Source organism: Streptomyces sp. 11-1-2 (genome assembly GCF_003595545.1).
Classification (GTDB): domain Bacteria; phylum Actinomycetota; class Actinomycetes; order Streptomycetales; family Streptomycetaceae; genus Streptomyces; species Streptomyces hygroscopicus_B.
In genome coordinates this window covers 4931245-4947978 of sequence record NZ_CP022545.1, presented here as the reverse complement: position 1 = coordinate 4947978, position 16734 = coordinate 4931245, and the positions used below count along the sequence as shown (strand labels likewise).

11 protein-coding genes are annotated in these 16734 nt (G+C 71.7%); 3 read left to right on the top strand and 8 right to left on the bottom strand.

The genetic code is table 11. The annotated features are described in order from the left end of the window. Positions 1 to 2: 2 nt before the first annotated feature. Positions 3 to 1457, bottom strand: a complete 1455-nt coding sequence (locus CGL27_RS20595; protein WP_119989174.1) for an LCP family protein — start codon at positions 1455 to 1457, stop codon at positions 3 to 5. Between the two features lie 230 nt (positions 1458 to 1687). On the opposite strand from CGL27_RS20595, the gene CGL27_RS20590 reads away from it, so the two are divergent. Next, complete coding sequence (locus CGL27_RS20590) at positions 1688 to 2704, top strand: glycosyltransferase family 2 protein (RefSeq protein ID WP_078641840.1); 1017 nt, start codon at positions 1688 to 1690, stop codon at positions 2702 to 2704. Between the two features lie 82 nt (positions 2705 to 2786). Here CGL27_RS20590 and CGL27_RS20585 read toward each other — a convergent pair whose 3' ends face one another. The 4 genes from CGL27_RS20585 to CGL27_RS20570 all read right to left on the bottom strand — a co-directional run bounded on the left by CGL27_RS20585 (position 2787) and on the right by CGL27_RS20570 (position 8577). After that, a complete protein-coding gene (locus CGL27_RS20585) occupies positions 2787 to 4415 on the bottom strand; it encodes an LCP family protein (protein WP_119989173.1) in 1629 nt (542 codons plus the stop codon). Positions 4416 to 4477: 62 nt separating this feature from the next. Then, entirely contained in the window at positions 4478 to 6172 is a 1695-nt protein-coding gene (locus tag CGL27_RS20580) for an LCP family protein (protein ID WP_119989171.1), read from the bottom strand. 227 nt (positions 6173 to 6399) lie between these two features. After that, positions 6400 to 7518, bottom strand: coding sequence for an LCP family protein (locus CGL27_RS20575; protein ID WP_119989169.1), 1119 nt, complete (start codon positions 7516 to 7518; stop codon positions 6400 to 6402). Positions 7519 to 7824: 306 nt separating this feature from the next. Then, positions 7825 to 8577, bottom strand: a complete 753-nt coding sequence (locus CGL27_RS20570; RefSeq protein ID WP_078641836.1) for a TIGR03089 family protein — start codon at positions 8575 to 8577, stop codon at positions 7825 to 7827. A gap of 128 nt (positions 8578 to 8705) precedes the next feature. On the opposite strand from CGL27_RS20570, the gene CGL27_RS20565 reads away from it, so the two are divergent. After that, a complete protein-coding gene (locus CGL27_RS20565) occupies positions 8706 to 10355 on the top strand; it encodes a peptidoglycan recognition protein (protein WP_119989167.1) in 1650 nt (549 codons plus the stop codon). A 72-nt stretch (positions 10356 to 10427) separates the two neighbouring features. Continuing rightward, complete coding sequence (locus tag CGL27_RS20560; protein ID WP_078641835.1) at positions 10428 to 11534, top strand: NDP-sugar synthase; 1107 nt, start codon at positions 10428 to 10430, stop codon at positions 11532 to 11534. Between the two features lie 662 nt (positions 11535 to 12196). Here CGL27_RS20560 and CGL27_RS20555 read toward each other — a convergent pair. From CGL27_RS20555 to cofD, 3 genes are all read right to left on the bottom strand, one after another. After that, complete coding sequence (locus CGL27_RS20555; protein ID WP_119989166.1) at positions 12197 to 13108, bottom strand: DNA-3-methyladenine glycosylase; 912 nt, start codon at positions 13106 to 13108, stop codon at positions 12197 to 12199. Positions 13109 to 14233: 1125 nt separating this feature from the next. Beyond that, positions 14234 to 15721 carry a coenzyme F420-0:L-glutamate ligase gene (locus CGL27_RS20550; protein WP_205587725.1) on the bottom strand — a complete coding sequence of 496 codons (1488 nt, stop codon included), beginning with the start codon at positions 15719 to 15721 and terminating at the stop codon, positions 14234 to 14236. After that, a complete protein-coding gene (cofD, locus tag CGL27_RS20545) occupies positions 15718 to 16689 on the bottom strand; it encodes a 2-phospho-L-lactate transferase (RefSeq protein WP_078641832.1) in 972 nt (323 codons plus the stop codon). The genes CGL27_RS20550 and cofD overlap by 4 nt, the downstream gene beginning before the upstream one ends. Positions 16690 to 16734 lie beyond the last annotated feature (45 nt).

Below are 16734 nucleotides of genomic sequence, written 5' to 3'. Positions count from 1 at the left end.
GGTCAGAGAGAGCGAGTGGCGCCCTCGGGGCAGACGACCTCGTCGCCGGTGATGGCCCCGAACCCGGCCGTGTCGCTCCGCGGCTTCTCGACCCGGACCGGCCGCACACCCGTGTAGTCCGCGCCGATCGTGATCTGCATCACGGCGCCCTGCCCGACCACCGGCTTCAGCCGGGCCCCGGGCAGCGCGGCGGCCAGCGAGCGCACCGAGCGGTCCCAGACGGGGTCGTACACGATCACCGTGCGCCGGACGTCGGGGGTCGCGGCGTCGGCGGGGGAGCCGGTGGTGGCGAAGCCGGTGGCGTGCAGCGCGCGGTCCGCGCGGCGGGCGAGCCCCGCCGTATCGGTGCCGTTGAGCACATGGACCCGGACCCGGCCCGGGTCCACGTCGACCGGGGTGGCGCCGGGACGCTTCGGCCGGTGGGCGACCAGCGGCCGGTCCTCGCGGAGGGTGGTGAAGAGCCGCTCGGCCTTGGGCTGGTCCCAGCGCAGTGTGGAGCCGGCCCCCTTCACCGGGACGCCGGGCAGGATCACCGGAACCGAGGCGAACTCCGAGGACGAGGGGGTGACGCCGCTCATCGCCCGCCCCAGGGCGACCATGTCCGCCGCCCCGAAGCCGTGGTCGGCGCGGACCGAGCCCAGCAGGGCCCCGGCCACCCGGTTGAACCGCACCGGGTTGAGCAGGATGCCACCGGCCGTGGTCTGGTGGACCACGGCGGCCAGGAAGCGCTGCTGGCGCTGGATCCGGCCCAGGTCGGAGGTGCCGTCGACATGCCGGGAGCGGACGTACTGCAGCGCCTGGCCGCCGTTCAGGACATGGGTGCCGGCCGCCAGGTCAAGCCCCGTGTGGTCGTCCTTGAGCGGCCGCGCGGTGCAGATCTTGACCCCGCCGAGCACATCGACCGTCTTCATGAAGCTGGTGAAGTCCACCTCGAGGTAGTGGTCGATGTGGATGCCGGTCAGCTGCTCCACGGTGCGCACGGTCAGGCTCGGCCCGCCCTCGGCGTACGCGGCGTTGAGCTTCCGCGGATGGTGCGGATGGCGCTTGCCGGTGGCGTCGGTGTACGCGGGGATCTGGGCGTACGAGTCGCGGGGCAGGCTGACCGCGCTGACCCGGCGGTGGTCGGCCGACAGATGCATCAGCATGATCGTGTCGGTGCAGCGGCAGGGGGCTCCGCCCAGCCGGTACAGCGCCTTCTCCCGAGGCGTGATCTTCTCCCGTCCGTCCGTGCCGACCACGAGGAAGTTGACGCCCCCGCCGGTGTTCTTCGGACGGTTGTCCAGGCCGCCGAAGGCATCCACCCGGTGGATCCCGGATTCGAGCTCACTGACCAGCAGATGCCCGATGCCGCTGACCGCCAGCACCAGAGCGGCGCCGCCCGTGGCGAGCCGCAGCCCCCAGCGGGGGCGGCGGGAGCGGGGGCGCGGCGGGCGCGGCGATCGGGCCGGTGCACTCACTCCGGGGACCTCCGTGAACGGGTGGGCGAACGGGTGGGCTGGGCGGAACCGCCTCACCGTAGGCCCATACGACGATCGCTTTGACGGCCCCACGCCGCCCGGGTGGCGCGCTGCCACCCGGGCGGCGCGTCCCGGTGTCCACCATTCGCGGTAACGTGGGCGCGATATCGCAGCCTTTTGGGGCCCCACCCCCAGTCTCCTGGGGCCCGGCCCCCGAACCCCGAGGTGCCATGCCCCCGCATCAGCTCCCGGCCGTCTCCGTGATCATGCCGGTGCTCAATGAGGAACGCCATCTGCGCAACGCCGTGCGGCACATCCTGGAGCAGGAGTACGACGGTGAGATGGAGGTGGTGATCGCGCTCGGCCCGTCCGCGGACCGTACCGACGAGATCGCCGCCGAACTGGTGGCGGAGGACCCCCGGGTGCATACGGTCCCCAATCCCACGGGCCGCACCCCCGCCGCCCTGAACGCGGCGATCAAGGCATCCCGCCATCCGGTGGTGGTGCGGGTCGACGGCCACGGCATGCTCTCGCCGAACTACATCGCGACCGCCGTCCGGCTCCTGGAGGAGACCGGCGCGCAGAACGTCGGCGGGATCATGCACGCCGAGGGCGAGAACGACTGGGAGAAGGCCGTCGCCGCCGCCATGACCTCCAAGATCGGGGTGGGTAACGCCGCCTTCCACACCGGCGGCGACGCGGCCCCCGCCGAGACCGTCTATCTGGGCGTCTTCCGGCGCGAGGCGCTGGAGCAACAGGGCGGCTACAACGAGGAGTTCATCCGCGCCCAGGACTGGGAGCTGAACTTCCGGATCCGCGAGGCCGGCGGGCTGATCTGGTTCTCGCCCGAGCTGAAGGTCTCCTACCGGCCGCGGCCGAGCGTGCGGGCCCTGGCCAAGCAGTACAAGGACTACGGGCGCTGGCGCCATGTCGTCGCCCGCTTCCATCAGGGCTCGATCAATCTGCGCTATCTCGCCCCGCCGACCGCCGTCGTCGCCATCGCGGCGGGCATCGTGGTGGGCGCGGCCGTCACCCCGTGGGCCTTCGTGATCCCCGGCGGCTATCTGGCCGCGATCGTCGCGGGCTCGATCCCGGCGGGCAAGGGGCTTCCGGCGATGGCCCGGCTGCGGGTCCCGGTGGCGCTCGCGACCATGCACATGTCCTGGGGCTGGGGCTTTCTGACCAGCCCGCGCGCGCTCGCCAAGCGGGTCATCGCCAGCCGCCGTCCGGCGGTCATGGCCCCGTAGCCCTACGCGAAGGGGCCGGACCCGCCGCGGGTCCGGCCCCTTTGTCGTGCCGTCACGGGGGCGTCGTGCCCTCACAGGGGCGTCAGAAGCTGTAGCCCGAGTTGACCTTCATACAGCCCTTCTGCTCGCCGTTGAGCGCGTCCGCGCTCTCGGGCGTCTTGCTGCCGTCGTCCGTCGCCGCCTTCGGATAGGTGGCGCCCTGGCGCCAGTCGTTGCCGACCACCACGGTGATCTCCTGGACCGACGTCGACGACTTCGCCGCGGACTTCGGCAGCTTCAGCGCCTTGGCCACCGCCAGGCCGTCGCCCTGCCGGTCCTCGCCCGGGTAGAGGACGGTGGTGTCGGCCTGCGAGATCAGCACCGAGTTCGCGGTGGCCTTGGCGTAGCCCAGCCGCACCAGCTCGGATGTGATCTCCGAGGCCCGGCCGGAGGCCGGCCCCAGGACGGTGCTGGCGGTGCCGTTCTGCACCACCACCGGGAGCTGGTCCTTGGGCGCGGTGGGCTTCGGGGTCGCGTCGGGCTTCTTCTTGTCCTTGCCGTCCAGGCTTATGTCGTTGCGCAGCAGCGAGAAGGTCTGCTCGGCGTCGCCCGGCTTGGGCAGCACGTACTTCTCGCCTTCGCCGTACACCCAGGGCATGGTGATCATGGTGGTGCGCTTGGTCGGCACCCGCTTGAGGTCATTGCCCAGGTCGTACAGCTTCTTGGGGGAGCCGAGGCCGTGGTCGACAGTCAGCGCCTTGGTGGCGGCCTCCGTGAGGTCCATCAGCTTGCCCGGGTCGCTGAGCTTGGTCCCCGATTTGAGCTGGCGGATCATCGAGGTCATGTACATGTGCTGGGCCTTGGCCCGGCCTATGTCGGTGTTGTCCTCGAAGCCGTAGCGGGTGCGCAGCCACTGGAGCGCCTGGACGCCCTTGACGTTGTGGGTGCCCTTGGTCAGCTTCAGACCGGAGCCGTGGCCCTCGCTGTCATGGGAGTAGACGTTGTTGTTCACGCACACCGGTACGCCGCCGATGGCGTCCGCAATGGAGACCACCCCGGAGAAGTCGATCATCATGAAGTGATCGACGTAGACGCCGGTGAGTTCCTTCCAGGTGGCGACCGTGCAGCCCGGACCGCCGTACTGGAGCGACTCGTTGATGGGCCCCACGGTCTTCGGGTAGACCGTCCCGTCCTCCGGATCGGTGCACCGGGGGATGGTCACCCGGGTGTCGCGCGGAATGCTGACCACCGACATATTGCTGCGGTCGGCCGAGACATGCACCAGCATCTGCACATCGGCCAGCGGTTTGCGGTCCGCGTCCCGCTTGGCGCCGCCGAGCTTGATGTTCTCCGCGGTGTTCCGGCCGTCGGAGCCGACGAGCAGGATGTTGAGGGGGGTCTGTCCGGCGGCGTTGGGCTCGGGTCTGCCGAGCTTGCTGTCGCCGAGGTCCAGATCCGCCTTCTTCAGATTGCCGTTCAGGTGTTCGTAGTAGAAGTATCCGGCGCCGGCCCCGCCGAGTACCAGCACGGCCAGCGTCAGGGCGGTCCAGCGCAGGATCCGCACCCCGCGACTCCGCTTTGGCTTTGGCCGCAGCCGACCGCCCGGCCGGCGCCCCGCGCCGTTCGACGCGAGGCCCTCCCCTTGCGGCGGGCTGTCGTCCTCACCGTGCTCACGGGGTTCGGGAACGGTGGCCCGCCGCCCTCTTTTCCCCCGCACACTGCTCTGCCGCATCGGGCCTCCTGCCGTCTGTCTGTCGTCCGGCCCAATGGAAGAGGGTGGATTGGCCGGTGAGGTCACTTGGCGCAGACGTTCTTGTCGTCGGCCTCGACCCTCTGAATGTCCTTCGGCGCCTTCGCCGGAGCGGAGATCGGTGTGCCGGCGCCCTTGAAGTCCGCGCCCAGCGTCAGATTCATCTCCGCCTTCGGCTCGGCGTCCTTCGTGCCTTCCTTCATGGCGGAGGCGGGCAGCCCCATGCTGTCGGCCAGCCGACGCGCCTGGTCGGCCTGGTTGGGAGCGTACTCGAGCGTCGACTTCTTCAGCTCTGCCGGAGCGTTTCCGCCGTTGCTGGTGAGGAGCATCCCCTCGGTGTTCTGCATCCAGTCGACGGTCTCCTGGGCGGCGCCGAACTGCCCGCTGCCGTTGAGCACCTTGACCCGGACATCGGCGGGATCGGACTTGGGCCCCTTCAGCCGCGCCGCCTGCTCGTCCTTGGCCGCCTTCTCCTTCTTCTTGACCTCGGTCAGGGACACGTCCTGGCGGACCATGGAGAACAGCGGCTCGGCCTTGGTCTTGTCGAGCAGCACGGTCGCACCGTCGGTGTTGTCGACGACCGGGACGGTCGCGAAGGTGACGTTCTTGAGGTCGACCTTGCTCAGGTTCTTCCCCAGCGAGGCCAGCTTGTTGACGGTGCCGATCCCGGTGTCCACGGTGAGCGCCTTGGTGGCGGTCTGGGCCAGGTCCCACATCTTGCCCGGGCTGGTGAGCGTCCCGCTGTCCTTCATCTTGCGCATCAGCGAGCTCAGGAACTGCTGCTGGAGCTTGATGCGGTCCAGGTCGCCGCCGAAGCCGACGGTGTGCCGGGTCCGGACGAACGCCAGCGCCTCCTCGCCCTTGATCGTATGGCGGCCCTTCTTGAGGTTCAGATGCGACTTGGGGTCGTTGACGTCCTTGGCGAGACACACCTCGACCCCGCCGACCGCCGAGGACATCTCCTTGACCGCGTTGAAGTCGGCCATCATGAAGTGGTCGATCTCCAGCCCGGTGAGCTTCTCGACCGTCTGCCAGGTGCAGCCGGGGTCGCGCCCCTCCTGGCCCAGGCTGGTGTTGAAGCGCACCTCCGACTCGCCCGGGATGCTCTTGAAGGAACCGTCCTTCTGCTTCGTACGGCAGTCCGGGATGTCGGTGATCATGTCGCGCGGAATGGAGAGCACGGTCGCGTTGGACCGGTCCTCCGAGACATGGAAGAGCAGCGTGGTGTCGGCGTGACCGACGCTCCCCGCGTCGCCGTACCCCTCGTTGCCCTTGCCGTCGCGCCGGTCGGTGCCGATCAGCAGGATGTTCATCGGGCCGTCGGAGACCGCGGCGTTGTTCTCGCCGACGTCGACCTTGCTGATGTTGTTGTTGAGGTGCTGATAGACGAAGTACGCCGCGGCAGAACCGCCCACCAGCAGGAAGGCCAGGGTGCCGCTGCCCCAGTACAGCGCCTTCTTCGTCTTCGACTTCTTCGGCTTCGGCTTGCGACGGCTGACCGGGCCCGTCGCCTTCTCCTTCTCCGACTCCCGTTTGGCCGCCCGCCGGCGCCCCCTGGGTTCGGAGTCGGTGGCGCCGTCACGGCTCGACGATCTGGAGACCCGTCGCAGCTCCGTGGTGTCGTCCGCCGATGTCTCGGCGGCGTTCAGCCGCAGCTCGTAATTGCCCGTATTCGGGTCGAACACCCACTGATCGGCTGGGTCGAAGTCACCTGCCCCGCCAGGGCCTTGCGCGTCCACGGTCGTCTGTGTCCTCCGTCGGTGCCACGCGGCGCCTCCCCCTCAAGGCGCTCCATCTGTCTTGGTGCAGTGCGCGGCCACCTCGTAGAGCGCACCGGATCGCTCACACTATCCGCCCAGATCAGCGTCAAGCGACGCCGGTGACAAATTCCACTTCCCTACAACTGGGCATTCTGCCCAATCCTTATCTCATCCTTCACGATTCGTGGCCCGCCCTTAACGTGCTTTTACTCGCAGATGCCTCGCGCGGCCGTCGTCCCTTGGTACGGGCTGAGGTTGCCGGCCTTCTGGTCGCCGCCCGTCGAGGCCGTGACGGTGTGGGCCACCGGCACCGGCTGATCCAGCCGCAACTGCCGGAACAAGCGGTCGGCGTCGGGCTGGACGAGCTCATCCCGGTTCTTGTTGTACGTGTAGGGCTGCCGCGGAATCGTGAGGAACCGGATCTTCTCCCGCGGGATGTCCCGCACCCCGCGCACCAGCGTGTACAGATCCTTGAGCGAATCCAGCCCCGGATCCGTGGTCAGCGAGGACGTCGCCGCGTTGAGCACCGGATACAGCTTCGCCGGATTGAGCAGCACACCATTGCTCTGCACTTTCTTCACAAGCGAGCCCATGAACTCCTGTTGTCTGCCGATGCGCTCCGTGTCGCTGCCGTCGCCGATGCTGTACCGGGCGCGCACATAGCCCAGCGCCTGCTCCCCGTGGAGGACCTGACGGCCCGCGGGCAGCTTCAGATGCGCGTCATCGTCGTCCACGGGCTCCTTCAGGCACATCTCCACCCCGCCGACCGCGTTCACCAGCCGCTTGAAGCCGCTGAAGTCCACGATCAGATGGTGGTCGACGCGGATCCCGGTCAGCTTCTCGACGGTGCGGATCGAACAGGCCGCGCCGCCGGCCTCGAACGCCCAATTGAATTGGGCGAACCGGGCCCGGTTCGGCTTTCCGTCCGGCTGGTCGCAGGCCGGGATGTCCACCATCAGATCGCGGGGGATGGAGACGGCGGTGGCGCTCTTTCCGCCGGCCTGCAGATGCAGCAGGATCGTGGTGTCCGAGCGCTGAGTGCCGGTGTCCTTGCCGTATTTGCCGTTGCCCTTGCCGCCCCGGTTGTCGGAGCCGATCAGCAGGATGTTCTGCGCGTCCCGCACCACCGACACCGGCCGCTCGGCCTCGTACTTCCTCAGCTCGTCCGCGGTCCGGGTATCGGTGCGGATATTGCCGTCGAGGCGCTCGTAGAACCACCACCCCGCCCCGGCGACCGACAGCACCAGCATGGCCACGCCCAGCGCGAGAACACGCGGCCAGCGGCGCCTGCGTCTCGGCGCAGGCTCAGAGCTGTCGGTCGTCACGTCCGCGTCCTCCCACCCGTCTTCCGCCCGGGGGGCGGAGCGGCATCGCATGCCGGGATACCGATTAACGGAACAGACATGCGAAGCCCGTGCATGGTTGTACGTATCCGTAGATCATCGCGCGGGGTGGGCGACGCGGCCCGTGGACTCGGCCCGCGGTCCGCCGGACGGGTCAGGGGTGGGAAGGGGGGTGGGGCGTGGGGTCTGAGGTCTGAGGTGGGGCGGCTGCGGAGTGGTTTCGGGGTCGTCTCGGGGGGCTCGGGGTGGGGTGGTCGGCCCCAGGGAGTTGTGGCCGTGGCCGTGGCCTCAGGGCATGGTGGCGGTGACGCGCTCGCTCTCCTTGCGCCCCGCCAGCCCCTTCTCGTCCAGCCGGTCCAGATGGCGGCAGAGCACCACCGAACCGCCGGTGGCCAGCGGTGCGTACAGCCCGTACGACAGTCCCTCCCAGTGGTCGTAAGCAAGCCCCGAGAGGATCCGTGAACCGGGCCCGAGCCCCTGCGCCGCGGCGTCGGCCTGCGCCCGCTCCACCACCTCCGCGCTCGTCAGCTCCACACCGCCGACGGCCAGCGCGGGCGCCTCCGGGTCCACCGGGGAGTACGGGGCGAAGCGGTCGCCCTGGCTGGGCACCTCCACGGCGTAGTCCGCGAACCCCTCCGGTAGCTGGGGGAACCGGCCGCCCAGCGGCTGCAGCGACAGCGCCACCCGCTCACCGGAGCACTCCCGTGCCTCCTTGAGGGTGTCCGGGCCGCTGACGACGAGATCGGCGGAGGCCGGGTCGCCCCCGATGTCCACGAGGACCCCGACCGAGGAGCAGGCCACCAGCCACACGGCGGTCTGCCAGTGGGCGGGCAGCAGCAGTGCGCATCTGTCGCCCGGCGCGGCGGCCAGATCGTCCTGGAGCAGATTGGCGGTCTTCGCCACCCAATTGGCGAAGGTGGCCACGGAGAGTTCGACACGTTCGCCCGTGGCGTCGTCGTAGAAGGTCACGAGCGGGCGGGGCGGGTCCGCGGCGAGCGCGGATCCCAGCAGGTCGGCGGGGGTGCGATCGGTGGCGTTCACGCGCGCAAGACTACGCGCCGAAGATGCGGCGCGGACGGGGTCGGTGGGGCTTGGCCAAGCGGACGGTCCGCGACGTGCCCGCTCTTCCGAATGGACAGGTTTGTCCCCTTATGTAGACGATTTCAATCATGCGTGCATACCTGGCATCCTCGATCGGCGTCGCGTGCACCGCCGCCCTCGCCCTGCCCCTCGCCGTCTATCCCGGCCCCGCCCACGCCCGGGCCGAGCGGACCGCCGCATCCTCCGGCTCCACACAGTCGCTGCCGCTCCTTCCCCTCGTGGCGGACGGACTCGACCGGGGTGTGGTCACGCCCGGCGACGACGCTTCGGCCCCGGCCTCTGCCTCGGCCCCGGCCGACCGGGGGGTCGCCGCGTCGCGCGTACGGCCGTTCTCGCTCGTCGGCGTCGTCTGGGACCAGCCCTCCGCCGACCTCCACGGCCGGGTACAGGTCCGCACCCGCGCGGTCGGCGGCGAATGGTCCCCATGGCGCGAGCTGCTGCCGTACGGGGACGAGGGCCCCGACCCCGACTCGCCCGAACTCCGGGGCGTACGGGCCCACGGCGGCACCGCACCGCTGTGGGTGGGCGACTCGGACGGGGTGCAGGCGCGGGTGCGGCCGGAAGGGGTGGCGGTGGCGGGCGGGGGTGCGGGCGCGGGTGCGGATGCGGGTGGGGGCGCTGATGCGGGTGGGGGTGCCGGTGTGGATGCGGGTGGGGGTGCTGCCGCAGGCGCGAGTGCGGATGGGGGCCCAGGCGCCGGTGCCCGGTCGGCGGCGCTGCCGTCCGGGCTGCGGCTGGAGCTGATCGATCCCGGCGAGGCCCCGGCGCCGCCACCCCCGGACCGGGCCGTACTGCGTGCCCTTCCGGCGCATCCGGCGCCGACGGCAAGGGATGCCGCGCCGGGTGCGAGGCCGTCGGCGGGGCCGTCCTGGGGGCCCTCGAGGTGGTCCGCGAGGCCGTCCCTCAGACCCCCCAGGCCCTCCAGGCCATCCGTCAAGCCGTCCTGGCCCTCGAGGTGGTCCGCGAAGCCGTCCCCCAGACCCTCCGGGTCATCCGCCAAGCCGCTGCCGTACCCCTCCACCCACTCCACCCAGCCCACGCCGCCGCCCGGCGCCATCACCCCGCCGCCCAGCGCACTCGCCGAGGAGGCGGCCAAGGCGAACGCCGCCCGCTACAGCGCGCCGCGGCCCAGCATCGTCACCCGCGCGGGCTGGGGCGCCGACGAGAAGATCCGTGAAACGGGCCACGTCTACAGCAAGACCGTGAAGGTCGCCTTCATCCACCACACCGTGACGGGCAATAAGTACAGCTGCTCCCAGGCGCCCTCCGTTTTGCGCAGTATCTACCGCTACCACGTGAAGAGCCTGGGATGGCGCGATTACGGCTACAACTTCACCATCGACAAGTGCGGAAAAATCTACGAAGGCCGCTCCGGCGGTGTGACCAAAGCCGTACGCGGAGCGCACACGCTGGGCTTCAACACCAACAGCATGGGCGTCGCTGTCCTCGGTACTTTCTCCGCCAAGAAGCCCCCGGCCAAGGCCGTGAAGGCCATCGCCAAGCTCACCGCGTGGAAACTGGGCCTCTTCAAGCGAAATCCGCGTGGCACCACGCATCTGGTGTCCGGCGGCGGCAACAAGTACAAAAAGGGCGCCAACGTGAAGCTCCATGTGATCGCAGGTCACCGCGACGGCTTTGCCACCGAGTGCCCGGGCAAGGACCTCTACAAGAAGCTCGGTTCGGTACGGAAGACAGCCGCCCGCCTCCAGGGGCGCTGATCAGGCGCGGTCCGGGGATCTGCATACACTGGCCGCCGACCGGCGAGCCCCAGCAGGAAGCAGAGACGTTACGTGACCATTGCGCCAGCAACGCCATCGCCAGAGGCGATCCTCCTGGTCGGCGGCAAGGGAACCCGGTTGCGCCCGATGACGGTGCACACTCCCAAGCCGATGGTCCCGGCGGCCGGCGTTCCGTTTCTGACCCACCAACTCGCCCGCGCCCGCGCCGCCGGGGTCGAGCACATCGTGCTCGCCACCTCCTATCTGGCGGAGGTCTTCGAGCCGTACTTCGGTGACGGCTCCGCGCTCGGCCTGCACCTGGAGTACGTCACGGAGGAGGAACCCCTCGGCACCGGCGGCGCCATCCGCAACGTCGCCTCCCGGCTGCGCTCGGGCCCCGACGACCCGGTGCTGATCTTCAACGGCGACATCCTCACCGGCCTCGACATCCGCGCCCTCGTCGACAACCACCGCACGACGGGCGCCGATGTCTCGCTGCACCTCACCCGGGTCCCCGACCCCCGCGCGTACGGGCTGGTGCCCACCGACGAGCAGGGCCGGGTCACCGCCTTCCTGGAGAAGCCGCAGACCCCCGAGGAGATCGTCACCGACCAGATCAACGCGGGCGCGTACGTCTTCAACCGCTCGGTCATCGACACCATCCCCGCCGACCGCCCCGTCTCCGTCGAACGCGAGACCTTCCCCGGTCTGCTGGCCGCGGGCGCGCATCTGCAGGGCATGGTCGACTCCACGTACTGGCTCGACCTCGGCACCCCCCAAGCCTTCGTCCGCGGCTCCGCGGACCTGGTGCTGGGCCGGGCCCCCTCCCCGGCCGTACCGGGGCGCTGCGGTGACCGCCTCGTCCTGGACAGCGCCTCGGTCGCGGGCGACGCCAAGCTGACCGGCGGCACGGTCATCGGCCCCCAGGCCCGGGTGGGCGCGGGCGCGCGCATCGACGGCAGCACGCTGCTGGAGGGCGCCGTCGTGGAGGAGGGCGCCCAGGTGCGCGACTCGCTCGTCGGCGCGGGGGCACGCATCGGTGCCCGTACGGTGCTGCAGGGCGCGGTGGTCGGGGACGGCGCGCTGGTCGGCCCGGACAACGAGCTGCGGGACGGCGTACGCGTGTGGTGCGGGGCGGACATCCCGGCGGGGGCGGTCCGCTTCTCGTCCGACCAGTGACGGGGGTGCCGTAGGGCGGGGTTGCCCTGGGGGGCGCTGGGTTGCGCGGTGCGGTGGGGTGTGTGGTGGGTGCCGGGTGCGGCTTGCGGGTGCGGTGCGTGGGTGGTGCGCCCGGTGTGCGTGGTGGGTGCCGGGTGCGGCTTGCGGGTGCGGGTGCGTGGGTGGTGCGCCCGGGGTGTGTGGTGGGTGCCGGGTGCGGGGCCTCCGGGGCGGCGCCCTGGACCGTATATTTACGGCGCCATTGGCCGGGGGCGTTGGGTGCGCCGGGGATTGGCGCCACAAATACACGTAAGCGTCCAGGACACCACCCCTGCGACCCCGCCCCCTCCCGCCTCGTCGGCGACCGCCCGCCGGTGGCGCAGGGCGTCTGTCCGTCCTGTGTTCAGCCCGGGGGGCGGGTGTTGGGTGGGTGCGGCCCCCCGCCCCCTTCCGTCGGCCCGCGGTCATCCGCCGGTGGCACAGGACGTCAGCCCGTCCCGCGTTCAGCGTGAGGGCGCCGGATGGACGAGGGGAGTGCCCCTCCGGCCACAGGCCGCTTTCCCGGCTCCGGACCGCCGGTGGCACCTGGATCCGCATACTGGGCGGAGGCGGGAGCCTCCCGCCTTACCGATGGCTTCCCGCCGGTGGCCCGATCGCCTGCCCGGTGACAGGCGGACCGGGGACTACATCGTCCGGAAGTCCCTGACCGCGAAGCGGGGGGCGCGGCGGGGTGGGGTGCGGCCGGACAGGAGGATCAGCCGGGTCGCGCGGTAGCGCTGGCCCGCGTAGGGGGCCAGGAGTTCGAGCATCGCCTCGTCGTCCGCACCCCGCTCTCCGGTGAGCGCGTAGCCGACGATCTGCGGCAGATGCAGATCCCCGACCGTGATCGCGTCCGGGGTGCCATTGCTGCGCTGCAGGGTCTCCGCCGCCGTCCAGGGCCCGATACCCGGGATGAGTTGTAGCCGGGCGGAGGCGGTGGCGAGGTCCATGGACGTGGCCTCCTCCAGCCGTCGGGCGACCCGGACGGCCCGCAGGATCGTCGAGGAGCGCTTGGTGTCCACGCCCGCGCGGTGCCACTCCCACGACGGGATCAACGCCCAGGCACGCGGATCGGGCATGACCCGCATCCGCATCCCCTCGGCCGGACCGGGCGCGGGCTCGCCATGGCGCTGGAGCAGCAGCCGCCAGGCGCGGTACGCCTCGACGCCGGTGACCTTCTGCTCCAGGATCGATGGAATCAGGGATTCCAGGACCAGCCCGGTGCGGATGAGCCGGAGACCGGGGTGGCGGCGGTGCGCCTCGTGGACGAGCCGATGGCGGGGCACGAACGCGGACGGGTCGTCGTCCGCCCCGAGGAGGGCGGGCAGGCCGTCCAGCAGCCACTCCGCGCCCGGCCCCCAGGCCCGGCCTTCGACCTCCGCACCTTTGCGCGCGATCCGTATGGTCCCGGGCCCGGCCGGCGTCCGGCTCGCCCGCCAGAAGGCGCCGTCCGCGCCGACCTGAAACGCGGGATCCCCTGGGCCTCGCTGCAGCACGCCGAGGTTACGCGCGAGGTCGCAGGGCCCCGAAGGGCTCCAGGTACGTCTCACACACACCCCGCCACCCTACGACCCACCCAATCGACACTTCCCCCGCCCCGGGGGTGTGCCACTGGCGCCCGCTCGCCGAGGAGCTGGGAGGGCGGGGCCGCGCCCATCCCCGCCCAACACTCGGCCCCTGGAGGGCCACCAGGGCGGGGCCGGTGTCATCGCGGCACGGTCGCCAGCGAGGGCCGCACTCGTCCTCGGGCGATCCGGAACCGGACAGGCGGCTCGCGCCACTGGCAGATGGTCGCGGGACGGCGGTAGGGGGCGGGTCGCTCCCACTCCCGGACTGGCCGGGGACGGGCAGGCGGCCTGTGCCACCGGCGGGTGGCCGCAAGACGACGGCAGGGAGTGGGGGTCGTTCCCACCTCCGCCCAGCACCCGGCCTCGGGGCTGGACGTGGGCCGGGCGGGCGCCCGGTGTCATCGGCGGTGGCCGCGGGACGGCGGGAGGGGTGGGGGTCGCTGCCACCCCGGCCCAGCACCCGGCCCTGGGGCTGGACGTGGGCCGGGCGGGCGCCCGGTGTCATCGGCGGTGGCCGCGGGACGGCGGGAGGGGTGGGGGGTCGCTGCCACCCCGGCCCAGCACCTGGCCTCGGGGCTGAACACAGGACGGGCAGGCGCCCTGCGCCACCGGCGGGCGGTCGCCGACGAGGCGGGAGGGGGCGGGGTCGCAGGGGTGGTGTCCTGGACGCTTACGTGTATTTGTGGCGCCAATCTCCGGCCCACCCAACGCCCCCGGCCAATGGCGCCGTAAATATACGGTCCAGGGCGCCGCCCCGGAGGCCCCGCACCCGGCACCCACCACACACGCCACCGCGCACCACCCACGCACCCGCACCCGCAAGCCGGACCCGCACCCACCACACACCCCACCGCGCATCCAAGGGCGCCCCCGCCTCAAGGGCAACCCCGCGGCGCACCCCAGCAAACGCTCTCGCACCCGTGCCCCCACCCCGCACAACGCGCGCCCCCCTGCCCCCGCGCACACGACCCCACCGCACAACCGGCTCGCACAACCTCGGCCCCGGTCACCAGGCCCGACCCCCCCCGCCCGACCCCCTGCCCAGACCCCCGCCCAGACCTCCCGCCCAGACCCCCACCTCGACCCCCGCCCCCGCCCCCCGGACCCGACGTCCTACCGCACCACCACGAACCCCGCGACCCCCCGCTCCGGCCGTGCCACCGGCGGAACTGCCGCCTGGCCCACCGCGACCGTGCCCATCGGGTCCCAGTCGTCCGGCAGGCCCAGTACCTCACGCACCACCGGGCGGCAGAACATCGTGGACGACACCCACGCCGACCCCAGCCCTTCACCCGCCAGCGCGACCAGCAGGTTCTGCACCCCGGCGCCCGCCGCGACCACGAACATCTCGCGCTCCGCCGTGTTCCGCCGCGGGTCGGGGTAGGTGTGGGCGCCGTCCGCGACCAGGCACGGGACCACCAGGTACGGCGCCTTGCGCAGCACATCGCCGCGCCGCACCCGCTTGGCGATGCTCTCCTCGGAGAAGCCGTCCCCCCGCAGGTCGGCGATCCAGGCATCCCGCATCGCGTCCAGCAGCCGCGTCCGCGACTCCTCCGACTCCAGCAGGACGAAGCGCCACGGCGTCGTATGGTGCGGCGCCGGTGCGGTGACGGCGGCGGCGACCGCACGCCGCACCGCCGAGCCGTCCACCGGCTCGTCGGTGAACTCCCGGACCGTACGGCGCAGCGTCACGGCCTCCCGCACGGCCTCGGAGGTGCCCAGCCGGAACATGTCGTCCGCGGCACCGCGCACCAGCGCCCGCGCGCCTTCATCGACCTCGTGCTCACCAGAGCCGCCAAGCCCGTCCGCCTCGTCCGCCCCGTCAGACTCGCCAAGCCCGCCTGCTGCTCCGTCAGACCCGCCAAGCCCGCTCGCTCCGTCAGGCCCGTCGCCCAGCCCCTCGAACGCGACCACCTGCGGAAGCCCCCGCAGCACCGCCACCGGCAACCCCTCGGCCTTGCCCTTGACCAGGTCACCCGCCGCGGCCAGCTCATCGGCGGTGGCGACGATGGTCGCGCTCAGCGCGTTTCCGTACGCGTCGACGCCGCCGCGCAGATCGTCCAGGACCCGCACACCGGCGGCCCCGATGGCGACGTCGGTGACCCCGGTCCGCCACGGTCGGCCAAAGGTGTCGGTGACGATGACGCCGACCTCCACGCCGAGTACTTCCCGCAGCCCGGCCCGGATCGCCCGCGCCGAGGCGTCGGGGTCCTCGGGGAGCAACAGGACCGTGCCGGAAGGGGTGTTGGAGGCATCGACCCCGGCGGCGGCCATGACCAGGCCGTGACGGGTCTCGACGATCCGGGTGCGGCCGCGTCGCGCCACGACCCGCACCGTCTCGGCGTCTATGGCCGCCTCGCGGTCGGTCGCCTCGACGACGCGCCCCTCCGCCTTGCTGACGATCTTGGAGGTGACCAACAGCACATCGCCATGCGCGAGCCCCGGCAGACCGCCGGAGGTCGCGGCGTCGGCGATGAGCTTGGCGAGGTCGTCACCGGGCCGCACCTCGGGCATACCGGGGAGGGCCCACACCTGATACGACGGCAGCTCCTGCGACGCGCCACCCGGCACGCCCGCCACCCCGTCCCGCAACGCGCTCATCCCCGCACCTCTTCCGCCAGCACCAGCGCCTCGGCCGCCATCGCCGCCGTGGCCTCAAGGTCCGTCATCATCAGCGGGATCGCCCGGCAGCGGATCCCGGCGGCCTCGACCTCGTCGACCGCGCCCGCGTCCACGGTGTCGACGAGCCAGCCGTCCAGCAGCCCGGAGCCGTAGTGCTTGGCGACGGCTGCGGCGGTGGACTCGACGCCTACGGCGGCGAGCACCTTGTCGGCCATGCCGCGCACGGGCGCGTCGCCCACGATGGGGGACAGGCCCACGACCGGGATCCCGGCATCGGCGATGGCCTCGCGCACGCCGGGCACGGCGAGGATCGTGCCGACGCTGACGACCGGGTTGGACGGCGGGAAGAGGACGACGTCGGCGTCGGCGATGGCCTCCAGGACGCCGGGCGCCGGTTTGGCCTGGTCGGCGCCGACGGGGACGACGGCGTGGGCGGGCACGGAGGCGCGCAGCCGCACCCAGTACTCCTGGAAGTGGACGGCCTTACGGCTCTCGCCGTCCGGGGCGTCCGGGTCGTCGATCAGGACATGGGTCTCGACGCGGTCGTCCGTCATGGGCAGCAGCCGCACCCCCGGCTGCCACCGGGCGCACAGCGCCTCGGTGACGGCGCTCAGCGGATAGCCCGCGCCGATCATCTGCGTACGGACTATGTGCGTGGCGAAGTCGCGGTCGCCGAGGCCGAACCACTCGGGCCCCACCCCGTACGCCGCCAGCTCCTCCTTGACGGTGAAGGTCTCGTCGGCCCGGCCCCACCCCTGCTCCTCGTGGATGCCACCGCCGAGGGTGTACATCACGGTGTCGAGGTCGGGGCAGACCTTGAGCCCGAAGAGGTGGATGTCGTCGCCGGTGTTCCCGATGACGGTGATGTCGGCGTCCGGAGCCGCCGACATCAGACCGCGAAGGAAACGGGCGCCGCCGATACCGCCTGCCAGAACCACAATGCGCATGGGAGACAGTCTGGCAGCAGCCCCGGACATCGCGGGCGTTCGGGG

What these genes read in the sequence shown, in the direction of transcription:
- CGL27_RS20590 (WP_078641840.1), top strand. Translation starts at nt 1,688, where the DNA reads ATGCCCCCGCATCAGCTCCCGGCCGTCTCCGTGATCATGCCGGTGCTC.
- cofD (WP_078641832.1), bottom strand. Translation starts at nt 16,689, where the DNA reads ATGCGCATTGTGGTTCTGGCAGGCGGTATCGGCGGCGCCCGTTTCCTT.
- CGL27_RS20585 (WP_119989173.1), bottom strand. Translation starts at nt 4,415, where the DNA reads ATGCGGCAGAGCAGTGTGCGGGGGAAAAGAGGGCGGCGGGCCACCGTT.
- CGL27_RS20565 (WP_119989167.1), top strand. Translation starts at nt 8,706, where the DNA reads ATGCGTGCATACCTGGCATCCTCGATCGGCGTCGCGTGCACCGCCGCC.
- CGL27_RS20550 (WP_205587725.1), bottom strand. Translation starts at nt 15,721, where the DNA reads ATGAGCGCGTTGCGGGACGGGGTGGCGGGCGTGCCGGGTGGCGCGTCG.